This window comes from Trichloromonas sp., assembly GCF_041583255.1.
GTDB lineage: Bacteria > Desulfobacterota > Desulfuromonadia > Desulfuromonadales > Trichloromonadaceae > Trichloromonas.
Window position 1 is genome coordinate 1 of record NZ_JBFHGD010000041.1, and the last position, 19,161, is coordinate 19,161.

The window sequence follows — 19,161 nt, forward strand, 5'->3', positions numbered from 1 at the left end:
ATTGGCGACGTTGCGGACGATAAACAGCTCGCCGGGGTCCGTCTGGGTGATCATGTTGGGCACCACCCGGGAGTCGGAGCAGCCGATGAACAGGGTGTGGGGCTTCTGCTTGCGGCCAAGCTCCTTGAACAACTCGCGGTGACTCTCGAAATCCGCTTCCCTGAACTTCATGTACCCCTTGAACAGCTTCTCCATCCCCGTCGCCCTTTCAGCACAGCCTCAATCTCGCAACTTTATTCAAAGTATAACCCCGCCGGCAACGACCCGCCAGGCAGAACAAATCAGAACATTATTTTAATCTAGCTGAACGATGAAAATAGTGACAAAGGGAAAGGCTGTCAAGCGGAATCGGGCGACAGGGTCAGCCGGACAGGCCGAGAAACGCCAGGGCGGATTCGAAGGTGCGATTGACGACCTGCTCCCAGCGGATACCGGCAGCAGCCACTTCCAGCAGGGCATCATCGAATTCCCCCACCCCCTGGGCGATATGAGCATCACTGCCAAGCGTCACCGGTGCGCCCAGCTCGGCACAGAGGCGGATGATCTCCCGGCAGTTGCCGGCGCTGCCTCTACGACTGATGCAAAAGGAAGAGTTATTGATCTCCAGGGCAGTGCCGGTGGCCAGGCTCTTTTCCACCACGGCCCGGTAATCGAGGGGGAAGTTGGGGTTGCCCGGGTGGGCAATCACCTTGACTTTGGGTTTCTCCATCAGGGCCAGCAGCGCCCGGGTGTTCTCGTCGCGACCACGCTCATCGAAGCCGCACTCCTCATGAAACCCGGCCATCACCAAATCGAGCCGCTCGAGCAGTCCATCGTCAAGATCGAGTTGACCGATACCGAGAATGTTGGCCTCGATACCGCGCAGCACGCGCACCCCATACAGATACTCGGGCACGAAGCGCAGGGCGGCAAAGTGATAGGGATGGGGGCCGCCGGGCAAACCGGGACCGTGATCGGTCATCCCTACCATTCTCACCCCTTTGCGCGCGGCTTCCTGGGCAATTTCGCCAATCGTGCTGTAGGCATGCCCCGAGGCAACGGTATGCACATGCAGGTCGGCTTGCGGATTGGACGGATACAACATACCACTTCCCTTTCGTCGAACGGCTGATCTGGCACCTGCGTACCGTATACATAACACAATACCACATTAAGAACTAGGGGCGACGACAAGAAAAACGCAAAGGTCTTGTGAGCCGGGGCGGTCCGTGATAACTTAGTACTCTTGTTTAAAACCCGTACCCGAACAGGAATCCATGCAGACCAAAGACGTTCTTCCCCAGCTCAGCCGGCCGTCCCGTTATCTCGGCGGCGAACTGGGGAGCATCCATAAAGATCCGCAATCGGTTGAGGTGACCCTCGCCCTGGCCTTCCCCGATGTCTACGAAGTGGGGATGAGCCACCTCGGCTTTGCCATCCTCTACCATGCCTTAAACCGCCTCGACTGGGTGGCCGCCGAAAGGGTCTACGCCCCCTGGCCGGACATGCAGGAACATCTGCGCGCAACCGCAACCCCGCTGGACTCGCTCGAATCGAAGCGGCCGCTGGGCCAGTTCGACATCATCGGCTTCACCCTGCAGTACGAACTGTCGTACAGCAACATCCTCGGCATGCTCGATTTGTCCGGCATCCCCCGCCGCCGCGACCGGCGCGGCGAAGAGCATCCGCTGATCATGGTTGGCGGCCCCTGCGCCTTCAACCCGGAACCGCTGGCCGACTTCTTCGACTGCGCGGTGATCGGCGACGGCGAGGAGGCGGTGGCCGAAGTGGCCCAAGCCGTGCGTGCGGCCAAAAGCAAGGGCGAAAGCCGCCAACAGCTTCTGGTGCGCCTGGCGGCCATCGAAGGGGTCTACGTCCCGGCCCTGTTCGCCGTCGACTACCAGGAGGACGGCCGCCTGGCGGCGATCCGCCCCTTACAGGACGGCTACCGTAAAGTCCGCCGGCGCTTCCTGGCCGACCTCGACAGCGCCCCCTACCCGACGGCCCCGATCATCCCTTTCATGAACACCGTTCACGACCGGGTGGCGGTGGAAATCGCCCGCGGCTGCACCCGCGGCTGCCGCTTCTGCCAGGCCGGCTACATCTATCGGCCGGTGCGCGAGCGCAGCCCCGCCTGGATCGCCTCGATCATCGAAGAGTCCCTGAACAACTCGGGCTACGAAGAGGTCTCGCTACTCTCCCTCTCGACCGGCGACTTCACCTGCATCGAGCCGCTGCTCAAGGGGCTGATGGAGCGCTACGCCGACGACAAGGTGGCCATCTCCTTCCCCAGCCTGCGGGTCGGCTCACTGACCGAAGGGCTGATGGAAGAGATCAAGAAAGTCCGCAAAACCGGCTTCACCCTCGCCCCGGAGGCGGGAACCGACCGCCTGCGCCAAGTCATCAACAAGGGGATCACCGAAGAAGACCTGCTGGCGACCACCCACACCGCCTTCACCCTCGGCTGGCGGGTGATCAAGCTCTACTTCATGATGGGGCTGCCGACGGAAACCGACGAGGATCTCGAGGCCATCATCGAACTGGCGGCCAAGGTCAAGCGCAGCGGCAAGGGGACCGAAGGCGGCAACGACGTCAACGTCTCGGTATCGACCTTCGTGCCCAAGGCTCACACCCCCTTTCAATGGGAAGCGCAGATCGGCATTGACGAGACCCTGCGCAAACAGAACCTGCTGCGCGACGGGCTGCGCCGGAAAAAGCTGCGGCTGAAATGGCACGAGGCCAAACTTTCCTTCATGGAGGGGGTCTTCGCCCGCGGCGACCGCCGCCTCGGCGCCGTACTGGAGAAGGCGGTCGACCTCGGCTGCCGCTTCGACGGCTGGCACGAGCACTTCAGCTTCGAAAACTGGATGGAGGCCTTCGCCGCCTGCGGCCTCGACCCGGCCTGGTACCTGCGTGCCCGGGACGAGCAGGAGGTGCTCCCCTGGGACCACATCGACTGCGGCATCCCCAAGGCATTTTTCAGCGCCGAACGCCAGCGCGCCCTCACAGGCGACTACACCCCCGACTGCCGCGGCGGCGACTGCAGCGGCTGCGGCGTCTGCGATTTCGACGCGCTGCGCATGCGCCTGATCGACGACGCCGAACTCCCCCCGCGGGGACCGGCCCGGGAGCAGTTTACCCCGGACAACGAAGCGCGCCACAAGGTTCGCCTGCGCCTGCGCAAGGAAGGCCGGGCGCGCATGGTCGCTCACCTCGAATTCATGACCCTGGTCCAGCGCGCCGTACGCCGGGCCGGTCTGCCGCTGCGCTTTTCCCAGGGTTTTCACCCGGCGCCGCGCATCTCCTTTCCCGACGCCCTGCCGACCGGGGTCGAAAGCGACGCCGAGATCATCGATCTCGAACTGTTTCGACCGGTATCGGCCGAAGAGGCGGTGACCGCGCTCAACCGGCAGCTGCCGGAGGGGTTCAGGGTTCTCGAAGGGGCCGCAGTGGACTGGAAAACGCCGGCCCCCTCTGTTAGCATTATGGAATCGGTCTACCGGTTGCAGCTGCCGGAAACGCCGCCGGCCGACCTGGCCAACCGCGTCGCCGCCTTCCTCGCCGCCGAAACGGTGACAACCACCCGCGACAAGGGGGACGGCCGCACGATCGAAGTCGATCTGCGCCCGGGGGTGACGGCGCTGGAACTTGACGACGCCGGGCTGTCCATGACCCTGAGCAAAGGGAGCCCGACCCTGCTGGCCGGCCACCTGCTCGGGCTGTCGCAGAACGAAGTGCGACAACTGGCGATCCGCAAGATCGGGGTGACCTTCTCCGCTCCTGCCGAGACCGCCTGACTACGAATTACAGTTTGACCCTTATATAGTTTTCTCATTTTCAGATTAACGGAGGTACCATGACCAAGGAACTGGTCATCAACACCACCTCCCACGAAACGCGAGTGGCCCTGATCGAAAACGGCCACATCGCCGAGCTCTACATCGAGCGCAGTAGGGAGCGTGGTATTGTCGGCAACATCTACCTGGGCAAAGTAATTCGCGTGCTTCCCGGCATGCAGGCGGCCTTTGTCGATATCGGCCTGGAAAAAGCGGCCTTTCTCTACGTCGCCGACGTGATTGAAGAAATGGAGGCGGTCGAACAGTTCATCGAGGGGGGCAGCACCCACGCCAAGCCGGAGGACGACGGCAAGCCGGAACGGCCGCCGCTGCCGCCGATCGAGGATCTGCTGCAGGAAGGGCAGGAGATCCTGGTCCAGGTGGCGAAAGAACCCCTCGGCACCAAGGGCGCCCGCATCACCTCGCACATCTCCCTGCCCGGCCGACACCTGGTCTACATGCCGACCGTCGACCACATCGGCATTTCGCGCCGGATCGAGAATGAGGAGGAAAAAGATCGCCTGCGGCAGATCGTCGAGGAGATCCGCCCCTTAGGTACCGGTTTCATCGTGCGGACCGCCGCCGAAGGAAAGAGCGAGGAGGATCTGCGGGCCGACATGCATTTCCTGGTCGGGCTCTGGAAAGAACTGGCCCGGCGCCGCGAGGAGCGGCGCGCCACCTGCCTGATCCACTCGGACCTCGACGTGACCAGCAAGGTGCTGCGCGACATCCTCACCGAGGATGTCAACCGCATCGTGGTCGACTCGCAGATCGAGTACAACAAGATCGTCCGCTTTCTCGGCACCTTCATGCCCAAGCTTCAGTACGTCATCGAGCTGTTCGAGGACCCCGAGCCGATCTTCGACGCCTTCGGCCTCGAGGTCGAAATCGCCCGCGCCCTCGGGCGCAAGGTCTGGCTCAAGAGCGGCGGCCACATCATCATCGAGCAGACCGAGGCGCTGGCCGCCGTTGACGTCAACACCGGCCGTTTCGTCGGCAAGCACAACCTGGAAGACACCATCCTCAAGACCAACCTCGAGGCGGTCAAGGAAATCGCCTTCCAGCTGCGCCTGCGCAACATCGGCGGACTGATCATCATCGACTTCATCGATATGGAGAAGGAAGCTCACCGCGAGAAGGTCCACTCGGCCCTCGAGGAAGCCCTCAAGAGCGACAAGGCCAAGACCAACATCCTGAAGATTTCCGAACTCGGCCTGGCCGAGATGACCCGCAAGCGGGTGCGCGAAAGCATCGGCCGCACCCTCTGCGAAGCCTGCCCCTACTGTGAAGGCAAGGGCTACGTCAAGAGCCGCACCACCACGGTGTACGAGATTTTCCGCGAACTGCGCCGTGAGTTCCACGACCTCCCCGGCCATCGGCTCAACCTGCAGGTGCACCCCGATATCGCCGCCATCCTCTACGACGAGGAGCGGGCCGGCATCGAGGAACTGGAGCGGCGCTTCGAAAAGCAGATCGCCATCACCGCCCGCCCCGGCTTCCACCTGGAGCAGTTTGAAATCGTCATGGAGTAGAATTTTCCCTTGACAGCCAAAGCGGCTGTGAATATAGTTCGTCTTTGTCTTTTTAAGACGATAAAAACGAGAGTGAGGTGAATTGTATGTACGCGGTAATCAAGACCGGAGGAAAACAGTACAAAGTTTCCGAAGGAGACCTGTTAAAGGTCGAGAAAATCGAAGGCGAGGTGGGCGCAACCATCGAGCTGAGCGAGGTCCTCATGGTCGGCGGAGAAGAGGTTAAAATCGGAACACCTCTATTGCCCGGCGCGAAGGTTAAAGCGCAAATTGTCGAGCAAGGCAAGGACAAGAAAATCCTGGTCTTCCACTCCAAGCGGCGCAAGACCCAGCGTAAGATGTATGGACACCGTCAACCGATCACCCGCCTGAAAATCACAGGCATCGAGGCTTAAGGAGGCTTACCCATGGCACACAAAAAGGGCGTCGGCAGCTCCAGAAACGGCCGCGACAGCGCCGGCAAACGGCTCGGTGTAAAGCGGTTCGGTGGACAGCAGGTTACCGCGGGATCGATTCTGGTCCGCCAGCGCGGCACCACCTTCCATCCTGGCAATAACGTCGGCTGCGGCAAGGACTACACCCTGTACGCGCTGATCGACGGCGTGGTCAAATTCGAGCGCAAGGACAAGCTGCGCCAGAAAATCAGCGTCTACACTGCTGAGTAACGACCCGCCGGCGGAAACGCCGAAAACTAGAAGCCCGAGGTTCGCCTAAAGAACTTCGGGCTTTTTTTCTTATCACCGGCTACGGCCAGGCAGTACGACCATGAAATTCGTAGACGAAGTAAAAATCCACATCAAGGCCGGCGACGGCGGACGCGGCTGCCTCTCCTTCCGCCGCGAGAAATTCATCCCCTTGGGCGGACCGGACGGCGGCGACGGCGGCAACGGCGGCAGCGTCTGGTTCCGCGTCGACAGCGGCCTGTCGACCCTGCTCGACTTTCGCTACAAGGTCCACTACAAGGCCGAGCGGGGCATGCACGGCATGGGCGCGAATCGCCACGGCAAGGGCGGGGAAGACCTGCACATCAGCGTCCCCCCCGGCACCCTGGTCTACGACGACGAGACCGGCGAACTGCTGGCCGACCTGACCAAAGCGGACCAGGAGATCAAACTGCTCAAGGGGGGCATGGGCGGCCGCGGCAACGCCCGCTTCGCCACCAGCACCAACCGGGCGCCCCGGCACACCCAGCCCGGCATGCCGGGCGAGGAAAAGACCCTGCGCCTGCAGCTCAAGCTGCTCGCCGACATCGGCCTGGTCGGCATGCCCAACGCCGGCAAGTCGACGCTGATCTCGGCGGTTTCAGCCGCCAAGCCGAAGATCGCCGACTATCCCTTCACCACCTTGATCCCCAACCTCGGCGTGGTCTCCTACGGCGGCTACAAGTCCTTCGTTATGGCCGACATCCCCGGCCTGATCGCGGGAGCCAGCGAAGGACACGGACTCGGCACCCGCTTTTTACGCCACATCGAACGCACCGACCTCTTTCTGCACCTGGTTGACGCCTCGTCGATGCAAGAGGGCGATCCGGTTGAAAACTTTGAGACCATCAACCGCGAACTGCTGCAGCACGATCCGCAACTGCTGGACAAGCCCCAGTTCGTGGTGCTGACCAAGCAGGACATCACCGAGGTCCGTGAGCAGCAGCAGGAACTGATCCCCTACTTCGAGCAGCGCGGCTACCGGGTCTTCTGCATCTCCGCGGTCACCGGCGAAGGGACCCGGCCGCTGGTCGAAGCCGTCGGCCTCGAACTGGAGCGCCTGCGCCAGGGGCCGGAATCGGAACCCCCAACGGTGCTGCCTTGACATCGGCTTCGGCCCGAGGGTAAGATTGCCCGGCTTTTCCGGGAAATCCACAACCTCAGCTACCAGCAGATTGCTCTGTCCATGCGAAACAATCTTCTCTCCCATGTAAAACGGATCGTGGTCAAGATCGGCAGCGGTGTCATCTCCGGCAGCGACGGACTCGACACGAACGCCATCACCCAGTTGACCCGGGACGTCGAAAGCCTGCTCGAGCGGGGCTACGAGGTCGTACTGGTCTCCTCCGGCGCAGTCGCCGCCGGCAAGGGCGATCTCGGCATCGTCGGCCGCCCGCGCACCATCCCGCTGAAGCAGGCGGCCGCCGCCATCGGCCAGAGCCGGCTGATCAGCATCTACGAAGAAGCCTTTCATACCCACGGCCGCAAGGTCGCCCAGGTGCTGCTGACCCGCGACGACTTGGCCAACCGCCGCCGCTACCTGAACGCCCGCAACACCCTGATGACCCTGCTCGACTACGGGATCATCCCGATCATCAACGAAAACGACACGGTGGTGGTCGATGAAATACGCTTCGGCGACAACGACAACCTGTCGGCCATGGTCACCAACCTGCTCGAGGCCAACCTGCTGATCATCCTCTCGGACGTCGACGGCCTCTACGACCACGACCCCCGGGACAACCCCGAGGCCAGCCTGATCCACGAGGTGGCGCGGATTTCCGAGGAAATCGAGGCGGTAGCCGGCGGCAGCAGCAGCGACCTCGGCACCGGCGGCATGGCGACCAAGATCAAAGCCGCCAAGCGGGCCTCGCTGTACGGCGTCGGCACCGTCATCATCAACGGCCGCAAACCCGGCCTGCTCCCCCGCCTGCTCGACGGCGAGGAACTGGGCACCTACTTCCTGCCGGCCCGCAACCGGATGGCGGCCAAAAAACACTGGATCGCCTTCACCAAGAAACCGCGCGGAAAGCTGCTCATCGATGACGGCGCGGTGACCGCCCTCACCGAAAAAGGCAAAAGCCTGCTCCCCTCCGGCATCCGCGGCGTCGACGGCGGGTTCGACCGGGGCGACGCCGTGCGCCTTTGCGCGCTCAACGGCGAAGAGTTCGCCAAGGGGGTGATCAACTACTCCCTGCCCGAACTGCTCCGCATCATGGGCAAGAAATCCTCTGAAATCGAGGGGATTCTCGGTTATAAATATGGTGACGAAATCGTCCACCGGGACAACCTGGTGCTGAAGAACCGCGCCCGGGAAACCGACCCGGAATAATCCATCCGCCCCAAAGACCGGCTGCGGGCTACCGCCCGCGCCACCATCGAGGAGACCGCGATGAGCATACGCAACGAGATGCTGACCCTGGCCCGGGAAGCCAAACAGGCCGGCCGCGTCATGGCCAACCTCTCTTCCGCCGTCAAGAACGACCTGCTGCTGCGCATGGCCGCAGCCTTGGAACAACATACGCCTGCGCTGATCGAAGCCAACGAGCTCGACCTGGCTGCGGCCCGCGAGCGGGGGCTGGCCCCGGCCATGATCGACCGGTTGGTGCTCAACGAGGACCGCATAAAGTCGATGGCCGATGGCCTGCGGGAAGTCGCCGCCCTGCCTGACCCGGTCGGTGAAGTCACCGGCATGTGGCGGCGGCCCAACGGCATCCAGGTCGGCCGCATGCGCATCCCTCTCGGGGTCATCGGCATCGTCTACGAGTCGCGCCCCAACGTCACCGCCGATGCCGCCGGGCTCTGCCTCAAGAGCGGCAACGCCGTGGTTTTGCGCGGCGGTTCGGAGGCGATCCACTCCAACTCGGCGATCGGCAAGGTTCTCAAACAGACCCTGGCCCAGATGGGCCTGCCGGCGGCCGCCCTGCAGGTGGTCGCCACCACCGACCGCGGCGCCGTGCTCGAACTGCTCAAGCTCGAAGACGAAATCGACCTGATCATCCCCCGCGGCGGCGAAGGGCTGATCCGCTTCGTCAGCGAAAATTCCCGCATTCCGGTTATCAAGCACTACAAGGGGGTCTGCCACGCTTTTGTCGACGCCAGCGCCGACTTCGAGATGGCCGAACGCATCTGCCTCAACGCCAAGGTGCAGCGTCCCGGGGTCTGCAACGCCCTGGAAACCCTGCTGATCCACAAGGATGTGGCGGAGATCTTCGTTCCCCGAATCGTCCTCGCCATGCGCCAGGCCGGCGTTGAAATCCGCGGCTGCGAAGTGACCCGGGAGTTTGCCCCCGAGGTCAAGCCGGCCAGCGAAGAGGACTGGGGCGCCGAGTATCTCGACCTGATCCTGGCGGTCAAGGTGGTCGACAACCAGAGCGATGCCAGTGACCACATCAACCGCTACGGCTCGCTGCATACCGAAACCATCATCACCAGCGACTACGCTAACGCCCAGCGGTTTCTGCGGGAGATCAACTCGAGCGTGGTGATGGTCAACGCCTCCACCCGCTTCTCCGACGGCAACCAGCTCGGCCTCGGCGCCGAAATCGGCATCTCGACCACCAAGCTGCATTCCTTCGGCCCGATGGGCCTGGAAGACCTGACCACCCGCAAGTTCATCGTCCTGGGCGACGGGCAGATAAGACAATGAATCAGTGAGGTGTGAGGCGAAATGCCTTCTCACCCCCCACACCTCACCCTTCACCCCTCACGGCTTATGAAACTCGGCATCCTCGGCGGCACCTTCAATCCGATCCACCTGGCTCACCTCCGCATCGCCGAGGAAGTCCGGGAGGCCTGCGCCCTCGACCAGGTCCTGTTCATCCCGGCCGCCGTGCCGCCCCACAAGGCGGTGCCTGAGGACGTCCCCTTTGCCCATCGCCTGACGATGGTCGAAGCCGCCATCGCGACAAATCCCTTTTTCGCCGTCTCCGACATCGAAAACCGGCGCGCGGGCAAGAGTTATTCGGTCGACACCCTCGAAGCCCTGCACCGCGAACGCCCCGGCGACGAGTTCTATTTCATCATCGGCATGGACTCCTTCCGCGACCTCGAATCCTGGAAGGACTACCGGCGGCTGTTCGAACTTTGCAACATCGTGGTGGCGGCGAGGCCGGGGGTCGTCGTGGCCGATCCGAAGAGCCTGCTTCCCATTGCGGACATGAAAGAGTTCTGTTATAATTGCGCCTCTAAAACCCTGCGCCACCACAGCGGAACTTCTGTGATTTTTGTCGAGGAAACGTTCCTCGACATCTCCTCCACCCGCATCCGCCAGCTGGTCGGCGAGGGGCGCTCGCCGCGCTACCTGGCCACCGCTGCTGTTTGCAGCTATATCGAACGCCACGGCCTGTACCGTGACAAAGAAAGGTTTTAACCACTTTGCAGTCTAAAGATCGGGCTATTCTCTGCGCCGCCTACGCCCTTGAAAAAAAGGCCTATAACGTCCGCCTTCTCGAAGTCAAAGGACTCTCATCGTTGACCGACTACCTGCTGATTGCCACCGGCCGCTCCGACCGCCAGGTCCAGGCGGTCGCCGAATCGATTCGGCTAGGACTGAAGAAAGACCATGAAACCTCGCCGCTGGCGGTCGAGGGGATGAACGAAGGGCGCTGGATCCTGCTCGACTACGGTGATGTCATGGTCCACATCTTCCAGGAGCCGATCCGCGACTTCTACGATCTCGACGGGCTCTGGAACGAAGCGGCTGAAATCACCGTTCCCGACGAATACCACTGGGAGCGGAAGTCCTCGGCCCAGTGAAACTCAAGCTGATCTGCGTCGGCAAACTCTCCGAACCGTTTCTACGCGAGGGGGCCGACGAATACAGCAGCCGGCTGAAACGCTACCTCCCCTTTTCCTGCCTCGAACTCAAGGAGGAAAAGGCCGGCGGCAAGAAAGCCGACCCCCGGGTCATCCGGGAGCTCGAAGGGGAGAAGATCCTCGCCAAAATACCGCCCGAAGCCTTTGTCGTCGTCCTCGACGAGCGGGGGATCGGGCTGACCTCTGAGGGCCTGGCCGATCTGCTCGGTCGGCACATGGTTCAGGGGACATCGGAGCTGGTAGCGGTCATAGGGGGGGCATACGGACTGAGTGACAAGGTCAGACAACGGGGGGGACTGATCCTGTCCCTGTCGGCCATGACCTTCACTCACCAGATGGCTCGACTTTTTTTTCTGGAACAGCTTTACCGGGGATTCACCATCATACGCAACGAACCCTACCACAACCGTTGATCGGTGAGGGCCCCAGGAGTGAACGGAATGGAAGAAGCACAGCTGGCACAAGCGAAGGAGCGGCTGCTGAAAATGCGCCGTGAAGTCATGAAAGAGGTTCAGAACGCCTCTGCCGCCGCCCGCGAAATGGGTCAGGATGGCGTTCCCGACATCGGCGACATGTCGGCCAACACCTACAGCCGGGACGTACTGCTCAACTTGAGCGAAACCCAGCGCCAGAAAATCCGCGACATCGACGCCGCCCTTGACCGCCTGGCACAGGACGTCTATGGCGTCTGCGTTCGCTGCGAAGAAGAGATTGACCAGCGCCGGATGGAAGTCCGCCCATTTTCCCGATATTGCATAGAATGTAAAACCGACGTCGAAAAATTCGGTGAATAGAATCGTTTTCGGGCAGTTCGCCCCCTGGAGGATGCCATGACCCTGCTTGCCGGCCTGTTGCTGATCATTCTGTTTTTAGCCTTCTTCATCTACTTTTCAGGGCTCAACCCGCAGGACGTCACCATCTTCCTGTATGCCGACCACAGCTTCACCACCTCGGCGGCCATCCTGATCATCGCCTGCATTGCCGTCGGCCTGGCGGGGGGCGTTCTGGCCAACGCCTACAACCTGTTCAGCTACCAGGTGAAGAACGTGCGCAGCAGTCGCCGGGCAAAGCGGGAAAAGGAAGTCACCAACACCTACCGCGAGGGGATGGTCCGACTCCTTTCCGGCGACCTCAAGCGGGCCAGCTCCCTGCTGCAGAAGGCCCTTGAGCGCGACCCCTCCCGACTGGAAACCTATCTGGCCATGGCCAGCGTCAACATCCAGGAAGGGGACGCCGAGAAGGGGATCGCCGTTCTGCTCAAGGCGAAGGAAAAAGAGTCGAAAAGCCTCGAAGTCCTGTTCAAGCTGGGCGCCACCTATGAAGAGCTTGGACAGAACCCGGAGGCCGTCAAAATCTACGAAGAGATCCTCGAGATCGAAGGGACCAACCGCAAGGCTCTGCGCAGTCTGCGTGACCTCCAGGTGAAGCAGGGGCTGTGGAAAGAAGCCCTCGACCTGCAGAAGCGGGTGCTCAAGGCTTCCCAGGGGAGCAAGCGCCTGCAGGAAGAACAGACCAAGCAGCTGTACCTGCGCTACGAAGTGGCCCGCCAGGGCCTCGAGGAATCGAAAGGCCAGAACAAGGCCGACCTGAAGGAACTCAAGGACGTCATCAAGGCCGCGCCAAGCTTCGCCCCGGCCCGGGTCACTCTCGGCGACGCGCTGTGCACCCAGGGCAAAACCGAGGAAGCCTCCCAGGTCTGGCTCGAAGGCTATAAGGCCATGGGCAAAAGCGTCTTTCTGGCCCGCCTTGAAGATCTGTACATGAAGGCCGAAGACCCGGCCACCCTCCTCTCCATCTACCGCTCCGTCGGCAAGGAACGCAGCGAAGACCTGATGTTCTGCCTCTTCTTCGGCAAGGTTTACCTGCGCCTCGAAATGGTCGATGAGGCCCTCGAGCAGCTGCGGGCCATTGAAAACGCCGGCGTCGACGCCCCCCAGCTGCGCCTGCTGCTCGGCGAAGCCCATCGTCGCCGCGGACGCATGGACGAAGCGATCGGGGAATACCAGAAGGCCCTCGGACTCGACCCGCAGCTGCGCCTCGGCTTTGTCTGCGAATCGTGCGAAAACCCTTCGGGCGACTGGTTGAGCCGCTGTCCCAAGTGCGGCACCTGGGGCTCGTACGTCCTGCAGGGCCGCCAGAAAATGGTCCGGGCCCCCCAGCCGGCACAGGAAGTGGAAGCCCGCGCCATTCACCACGGAGAACGCAGCGCATGAATTCTGGCATCAGGCGGCCCCTGGCTCTGGTTATACTCGATGGCTGGGGCATTAACGAGAGTTGCGACAACAATGCCGTCTGCCAGGCGAAAAAACCACGCATCGATGCCCTGTTCCGGGATTACCCGTCGACCCGCATCGGCGCCTCGGGGATGGATGTCGGGCTGCCCCGCGGGCAGATGGGCAACTCGGAAGTCGGCCATCTCAACATCGGCGCCGGCCGCGTTGTCTACCAGGACCTGACCAAGATCAGCAAAAGCATCGAGGACGGCGATTTTTTCACCAATCCGGCCCTGACCGCCGCTATCGACAAGGCCTTGGCCAGTGGCGGCAAGCTGCACCTGATGGGACTCCTCTCCGACGGTGGGGTTCATTCTCACAACACCCATCTCTACGCCCTGCTCGAGTTGGCCAAACGCCAGGGGCTCACTGACGTCTGCGTGCATGCCCTGCTCGACGGCCGGGATACCCCGCCGCAAAGCGGCGCCGGCTACCTGCTGGAGCTGGAAGCACAAATCGCGAAAATAGGGGTCGGCAGGGTCGCCACCGTCTGCGGCCGCTTCTACGCCATGGACCGCGACAACCGCTGGGACCGCGTCGAACGAGCCTACCGGGCCATGACCGAAGGAATCGGCATTGCCGCAAAGAGCAGCGCCGCCGCTATCGAAGGCGCCTACCGGCTTGGCCAGACCGACGAATTCGTCGAACCCCGGGTGGTCGGCACGCCAGCCACCATCGACGATGGAGATGCCGTCATCTTCTTCAACTTCCGCGCCGACCGCGCCCGGGAGATCACCCGCGCCCTGACCGACACCGGCTTCACCGGTTTCCAGCGAAGCAAGCTGCCGCAACTGTCCGACTACGTCTGCCTGAGCGAGTACGACGCTACCTTCGACCTGCCGGTCGCCTACCCTTCGACGACCGACTGCAACATCCTTGGCGAAGTCGTCGCCCGGGCCGGCCTGCGGCAATTGCGCATCGCCGAGACCGAAAAGTACGCCCACGTCACCTTTTTCTTCAACGGCGGCAGCGAAGAGCCTTTTGCCGGCGAGGACCGCGCCCTGATTCCATCCCCCCAGGACGTGACCACCTACGACCAGAAACCGGCCATGAGCGCCGTGGCGGTCACCGACGAAGCGGTGGCCCGGATCGCATCCGGCACCTATGACCTGATCATCCTCAACTTCGCCAATCCGGACATGGTCGGCCACACCGGCATTTTGCCGGCCGCCATCGAAGCCATGGAGGCCGTCGACACCTGCCTCGGGCGGGTGGTCGATGCCGTCCTGGCCGCCGGCGGCAGCCTTTTGATCACCGCCGACCACGGCAACTGCGAACAGATGGCCGATGCCGAAGGCAAGCCGCACACGGCCCACACCACCAACCCGGTGCCGTTGATCCTGGTCGACCCCGAACGCCGGCAGGCCCCCCTGAAACCAGGGATCCTGGCGGACATCGCCCCCACCCTGCTCGACCTGATGGGGCTGGAGGCACCCGCCGAAATGACCGGCAAATCCCTGCTCGCCAGCTGAACCCGCGCCGGCGCCTGATCAAGGCGCCGGCGTTTTTTATTGAGGCCCGCGTGTCGCTTCTATCCACCGTCAAAGCCGAACTGGCCGCCCTGCTCGACCTCCTGTTCCCCCAGGCATGCCCCCTCTGCCGCACCGAACTGACGCCCGCTTCGGCGGCCGGACTGTGCCACAGCTGCCAGGCGCAGCTGCCGGAGCTGTCCTCGCCCCGCTGTTCACGCTGCGCCCTCCCCTTTGTCAGCGAGGGGGGCAGCGACCATCTCTGCGAACCCTGCCTGCGCCAGCCGCCTCCCTTCAGCCAGGTCGAAGCCGTCGGCAACTATGAGGGACTGCTGCGCGACGCGGTGCACCGATTCAAATACCGCGGCACCGTCCAGCTCGACCGCCCGCTCGCCACCCTCCTCGCCGAGCGGATGGAGCAGGCCGAGACCCCCTTTCGCCCCGACCTGATCGTCCCCGTCCCCCTCCACCTCGGCCGCCTGCGCCAGCGCGGCTACAACCAGTCACTGCTGCTGGCCCGACAGCTCGCTAAACGCTGGCGGGTGCCGGTCGCCCCCCGGCAGCTGGTGCGCAACCGCCCGACCCCTCCGCAACAGGGTCTGAGCCTGTCCGTCCGCCAGCAGAACCTGCGCGGCGCCTTTGCCATGACCGCCCCGCTGCAGGGAGAAACCGTGCTGCTGATCGACGACGTCATGACCACCGGCGCCACGCTGCGCGAATGCGCCAGGACCCTCCAGTCCAGTGGCGCCGGCGAAATCGTCGCCGCTGTGATCGGCCGGGCGCAGCGCCACCACTGAAGGCCCCTTGTCCTCGCCGGCGGCTTGTGCTATCTATCCTTTCATGAGCGACATCCGATACTACATCAGCGGCCACGGTCTCGGCCATGCCAGCCGCTCCTGCCAGATCATCAATACCCTGCGCCATCGCCACCCCGACCTCGCCGTCGAGGTCGTTTCGACCGCTCCGGGCTGGTTTTTCTCGGGCTTTCTCGACCCCAAGGTCCCGGTCCGCCCGCTGGCCCTCGATTTCGGCGTCCTGCAGCACGACAGCCTGATCATGCGCGAGGAAGAAACCCTGATCGCTTACCGGCGCTTTCTCCCCGAACGGCAGCGCCTGGTCGACGCTGAAGCCGAATCCCTGCGAAACTCAGGCATCCGCCTGGTGGCCGCCGACATTCCCGCCGCCGCCTTCGCCGCGGCCCGCGAGGCAGGAATTTTCTCGGTCGGAATCTCCAATTTCACCTGGGACTGGATCTACCGGGGACTGGCCGAAGCCCACCCGGAGTACGGCGACGTGCTCGAATCGCTGACCGGAGATTACCGCCAGGCCGACCTGCTGCTGCGCCTCCCCTTCCACGACGCCAAATCGGACATCCCTCGCGTCGAAGACCAGCCGCTGGTCGCCCGCATCAGCGCCCTGCCGAAGGATGAAATCCGTCGCCGGCTCAATCTTTCTAGCGAGGCCCGGGTCGGACTGATCTCCTTTGGCGGCTTCGGCCTCAGGGAGTTCGACCCGGCTGCGCTGGGGCAACTCGACGACTGGGTCTTTCTGACCGAGAACAGCCTGCCCGGGGCGCCGGCCAACCTGCGCGCCATCCCGTCCGGCCGCTTCGCCTACCCGGACCTGGTCAAAGCCGCCGACGTGGTCATCAGCAAGCCCGGCTACGGCATCGTCTCCGAATGCCTGGCCAACGGCACCGCCTGCCTCTACACCGGGCGCGGCGATTTCCGCGAACAGGCCCTGCTGGTCGCAGGGCTGCACCGCTTCGGCCGCGCCAGGGAAATCAGCAACAGCGACCTGCGCAGCGGAACCTGGCGCGCCCCCCTCGAAGCCCTGCTGCAGCAGGCACAACCGAAGGAGACCCTGGCCAGCAACGGCGATGCGGTCATCGCCGACCGGCTGGCGCAGCTGGTCGTCCAAGCCGGCGGAGGCAGGGCATGAGTGCCGGCAGCGTCCAGCAGGTGTTCGAACGGCTGCTGGAACACCTTGGCCCCCTGCACTGGTGGCCGGCCGACACCCCTTTCGAAGTGGTGATCGGCGCGATCCTCACCCAGAACACCGCCTGGACCAATGTGGAAAAGGCGATGGCCAACCTGCGCGAGCACGACTGCCTGAGCGCGACCGCACTGCGGGCGGCCCCCAGGCAGCGACTCGAAGAATGGATCCGGCCGGCCGGGTTTTTCCGGCAAAAGGCCGAGCGGCTGCAGCTCCTTGCCGAGCACCTCTTCGCCCGCCACGGTGGCGACCTGCAGCGGATGCTCGCCGGCCCCCTCGCCCAGGTCCGCGAGGAACTGCTCACCCTCAAGGGGGTCGGGCCGGAAACCGCGGACGCGATCCTTCTCTATGCCGGTGACCAGCCCTCCTTCGTGGTCGACGCCTACACCCGGCGCCTGTTCGGCCGCCTGCAACTGCTCGATGCCAGGGCCCCCTACGCCGGCATCCGCGCATTTTTCATGGCCCGGCTCCCCGCCGACAGCGACCTGTTCAACGAGTACCACGCCCTGATCGTCGAGCATTGCAAGACCCGCTGCCGCAAACGACGCCCCCTCTGCCCGGGCTGCTGCCTGCGGGATCTCTGCCCTTTTGAAAAAGACTGAAGGATTCCTGTTGGCATGCGGTCGACAGGAGGTAAACTTGAAGCTCTGCACTAAATCATTAGAGCCTTAAACAGGATTTTCCCATGCCGTTCAAACTCTCCGCCCTGCTGCAGCCCTTCGAAGATTTTTTCAAACGCCAGGCCTCCGGCGGCCTGGTTCTGATCGGCGCCACCCTGCTGGCCCTGATATTGGCGAACTCGCCGGCGGCGCCCTACTACCATGCCTTCTGGGAAACAAGTCTCAGCATCGGCTTCGACAACTTGGGGTTGACCCAGTCGCTGCACCACTGGATCAACGATGGCCTGATGGCGGTCTTTTTCTTCGTGGTCGGCCTCGAACTCAAACGGGAACTGCTCGCCGGCGAGCTGGCCTCGCCCCGCAAGGCGGCCCTGCCGATTGCCGCGGCCATCGGCGGCATGCTCGTCCCCGCCCTGATTTATCACGCCATCAACCCGGCGCCCCCGGCAGCCCACGGCTGGGGCGTGCCGATGGCCACCGACATCGCTTTCGCCATCGGCGTAATCGCCCTGCTGGGCAACCGGGTCTCCCGCTCGATGGCGATATTTCTCACGGCACTGGCCATCGCCGACGACCTCGGCGCAGTCCTGGTGATCGCCATATTCTACAGCGGCCCCCTGTCCGCCGCCGCCCTGGCCTGGGCAGCCGGCTTCCTGCTGCTGCTGATCATCGGCAACCGGCTGGACATCCAGCACCCCAACTTCTATTCCCTGATCGGCTTTGCCCTCTGGGTTTGCCTGCTCAAATCGGGGGTGCATGCCTCCATCGCCGGGGTGCTGATCGGCTTTACCATTCCGGTTCGCGCCCGCCACGACGAAGAATCGTTTCTCAACCAGTCATCGCAATTGATCGAACGCTACAAGGCCATGGAGCGGATCGAGGGCCCCTTTCACCACGAACAGCGACTCGGCACCCTGCTCGCCCTCGAGCATGTCTGCCACAACGCCATGAGCCCCCTGCAGCGCATGGAGCACGAAATGAACGCCTGGGTCATCTTTGGCGTGATGCCGATCTTTGCCCTGGCCAACGCCGGCATCCACCTGGTGCCGTCCGAAATCCCGGCGGCCCTGGCTCATCCCGTCACCCTCGGGGTCATGCTCGGCCTGCTGGTCGGGAAACCGCTGGGGATCGTGCTCTTTTCCTGGATCGCGGTGCGCCTGAAGCTGTGCGAGCTCCCCCGCGGCGGTAGCTGGCTTGAGCTGACCGGCATCGGCATCCTGGCCGGCATCGGCTTCACCATGTCGATGTTCATCAGCAACCTCGCTTTCATCCGTCCTGAAATGATCGACGCTGCCAAACTGGGGATTTTTGCCGCCTCGCTGCTCGCCGGCTGCATCGGCTACGCCCTGCTGTACCGGGCCACCTCTTCCAGAACCTGAGCAGCACAGCGGCGCACCCTTCGACCTGTGCCGACACTGGCACAAGCCTAAGGGTGCGCCGAAAACAGCCTGAATCCCCGGAAAATGGTCATCCTGTCGCAAGTGTGCGCCACAATGACACACTTCCCTCCCCTCGCCTGGCACAATCCCGCCCGGAACGACTGCCCCAAAAATCCACAAAATCTTAAAAAACCGCCCGAACAACGATGTAAATAGCTGATTTTATGTAGGTGTATATTTTTTCAAGTCAGTGACCCAAAAACTGGCAAACCTTTTGCTATATGTATACGCACAACGGAATGGCACACCCCAAAACGGAAGCCAAATAACTTGAACCTATAAAAAAGGAGCACAACCATGGGAAAAACCGTTAGAAATCCGAAGAAATTCATCGTCTCCTGCCGCGTCAACGACAACGAGATGGAAGCCCTGAGCAAACTGGCCAATGAAGCCGGCACCAACATCTCTGACCTGCTGCGCCAGAGCATCCTCCTGCTTGAGCAGGACCTGCGCGCCAGCGCCTGAGCCTCCCCCTTTTCCGGTCGGCAGGCAGGAGGGC

Annotated in this window: 20 protein-coding genes; 18 read left to right on the forward strand and 2 right to left on the reverse strand. The window is 63.0% G+C overall.

All coding sequences use genetic code 11. From position 1 onward, the window contains the following. Both ABYV89_RS05200 and ABYV89_RS05205 read right to left on the reverse strand, forming a co-directional pair. Positions 1-195, reverse strand: a 195-nt coding sequence (locus tag ABYV89_RS05200) for a carbonic anhydrase (RefSeq protein WP_432821877.1), incomplete at its 3' end; no start/stop codon positions are given. A gap of 166 nt (positions 196-361) precedes the next feature. Then, entirely contained in the window at positions 362-1,084 is a 723-nt protein-coding gene (locus tag ABYV89_RS05205; RefSeq protein ID WP_432821878.1) for a PHP domain-containing protein, read from the reverse strand. 172 nt (positions 1,085-1,256) lie between these two features. On the opposite strand from ABYV89_RS05205, the gene ABYV89_RS05210 reads away from it, so the two are divergent. From ABYV89_RS05210 to ABYV89_RS05295, 18 genes are all read left to right on the forward strand, one after another. Next, on the forward strand, positions 1,257-3,776 hold the full coding sequence (locus ABYV89_RS05210; protein WP_432821879.1) for a TIGR03960 family B12-binding radical SAM protein: 2,520 nt from the start codon (positions 1,257-1,259) through the stop codon (positions 3,774-3,776). Positions 3,777-3,835: 59 nt separating this feature from the next. Next, positions 3,836-5,347, forward strand: a complete 1,512-nt coding sequence (locus ABYV89_RS05215; protein ID WP_432821880.1) for an Rne/Rng family ribonuclease — start codon at positions 3,836-3,838, stop codon at positions 5,345-5,347. Positions 5,348-5,433: 86 nt separating this feature from the next. Beyond that, the gene (gene rplU / locus ABYV89_RS05220) at positions 5,434-5,742 is read left to right on the forward strand and encodes a 50S ribosomal protein L21 (protein ID WP_432821881.1); all 309 of its coding nucleotides are present in this window, start codon (positions 5,434-5,436) and stop codon (positions 5,740-5,742) included. Between the two features lie 12 nt (positions 5,743-5,754). After that, positions 5,755-6,012 (forward strand): 50S ribosomal protein L27, encoded by a 258-nt coding sequence (gene rpmA, locus ABYV89_RS05225; RefSeq protein WP_432821882.1) that lies wholly within the window; start codon positions 5,755-5,757, stop codon positions 6,010-6,012. Positions 6,013-6,112: 100 nt separating this feature from the next. After that, the gene (gene obgE, locus ABYV89_RS05230; protein ID WP_432821883.1) at positions 6,113-7,153 is read left to right on the forward strand and encodes a GTPase ObgE; all 1,041 of its coding nucleotides are present in this window, start codon (positions 6,113-6,115) and stop codon (positions 7,151-7,153) included. A gap of 81 nt (positions 7,154-7,234) precedes the next feature. Continuing rightward, complete coding sequence (gene proB / locus ABYV89_RS05235) at positions 7,235-8,380, forward strand: glutamate 5-kinase (protein WP_432821884.1); 1,146 nt, start codon at positions 7,235-7,237, stop codon at positions 8,378-8,380. Between the two features lie 45 nt (positions 8,381-8,425). After that, on the forward strand, positions 8,426-9,697 hold the full coding sequence (locus tag ABYV89_RS05240) for a glutamate-5-semialdehyde dehydrogenase (RefSeq protein WP_432821894.1): 1,272 nt from the start codon (positions 8,426-8,428) through the stop codon (positions 9,695-9,697). A gap of 66 nt (positions 9,698-9,763) precedes the next feature. Beyond that, the gene (nadD, locus tag ABYV89_RS05245; protein ID WP_432821895.1) at positions 9,764-10,420 is read left to right on the forward strand and encodes a nicotinate-nucleotide adenylyltransferase; all 657 of its coding nucleotides are present in this window, start codon (positions 9,764-9,766) and stop codon (positions 10,418-10,420) included. 5 nt (positions 10,421-10,425) lie between these two features. Continuing rightward, the gene (rsfS, locus tag ABYV89_RS05250) at positions 10,426-10,806 is read left to right on the forward strand and encodes a ribosome silencing factor (protein WP_432821885.1); all 381 of its coding nucleotides are present in this window, start codon (positions 10,426-10,428) and stop codon (positions 10,804-10,806) included. Beyond that, positions 10,803-11,279, forward strand: a complete 477-nt coding sequence (locus tag ABYV89_RS05255) for a 23S rRNA (pseudouridine(1915)-N(3))-methyltransferase RlmH (RefSeq protein WP_432821886.1) — start codon at positions 10,803-10,805, stop codon at positions 11,277-11,279. Before rsfS ends, ABYV89_RS05255 begins: the two co-directional genes overlap by 4 nt. 27 nt (positions 11,280-11,306) lie before the next feature. Continuing rightward, the gene (locus tag ABYV89_RS05260; RefSeq protein WP_432821887.1) at positions 11,307-11,660 is read left to right on the forward strand and encodes a TraR/DksA family transcriptional regulator; all 354 of its coding nucleotides are present in this window, start codon (positions 11,307-11,309) and stop codon (positions 11,658-11,660) included. Between the two features lie 36 nt (positions 11,661-11,696). Then, positions 11,697-13,079: a tetratricopeptide repeat protein gene (locus ABYV89_RS05265; RefSeq protein ID WP_432821888.1), complete on the forward strand. Its 1,383-nt coding sequence runs from the start codon at positions 11,697-11,699 to the stop codon at positions 13,077-13,079. 8 nt (positions 13,080-13,087) lie between these two features. Further along, complete coding sequence (gpmI, locus tag ABYV89_RS05270) at positions 13,088-14,611, forward strand: 2,3-bisphosphoglycerate-independent phosphoglycerate mutase (protein ID WP_432821896.1); 1,524 nt, start codon at positions 13,088-13,090, stop codon at positions 14,609-14,611. A 50-nt stretch (positions 14,612-14,661) separates the two neighbouring features. Then, entirely contained in the window at positions 14,662-15,405 is a 744-nt protein-coding gene (locus ABYV89_RS05275; RefSeq protein WP_432821889.1) for a ComF family protein, read from the forward strand. A gap of 43 nt (positions 15,406-15,448) precedes the next feature. Continuing rightward, positions 15,449-16,549, forward strand: coding sequence for a hypothetical protein (locus ABYV89_RS05280; protein ID WP_432821890.1), 1,101 nt, complete (start codon positions 15,449-15,451; stop codon positions 16,547-16,549). Next, positions 16,546-17,205, forward strand: a complete 660-nt coding sequence (locus ABYV89_RS05285) for an endonuclease III domain-containing protein (RefSeq protein ID WP_432821891.1) — start codon at positions 16,546-16,548, stop codon at positions 17,203-17,205. The genes ABYV89_RS05280 and ABYV89_RS05285 overlap by 4 nt, the downstream gene beginning before the upstream one ends. An 83-nt stretch (positions 17,206-17,288) precedes the next feature. Beyond that, positions 17,289-18,602, forward strand: a complete 1,314-nt coding sequence (nhaA, locus tag ABYV89_RS05290) for a Na+/H+ antiporter NhaA (protein ID WP_432821892.1) — start codon at positions 17,289-17,291, stop codon at positions 18,600-18,602. A 357-nt stretch (positions 18,603-18,959) separates the two neighbouring features. Beyond that, positions 18,960-19,127, forward strand: coding sequence for a plasmid mobilization protein (locus tag ABYV89_RS05295; RefSeq protein ID WP_432821893.1), 168 nt, complete (start codon positions 18,960-18,962; stop codon positions 19,125-19,127). Positions 19,128-19,161: the final 34 nt, after the last annotated feature.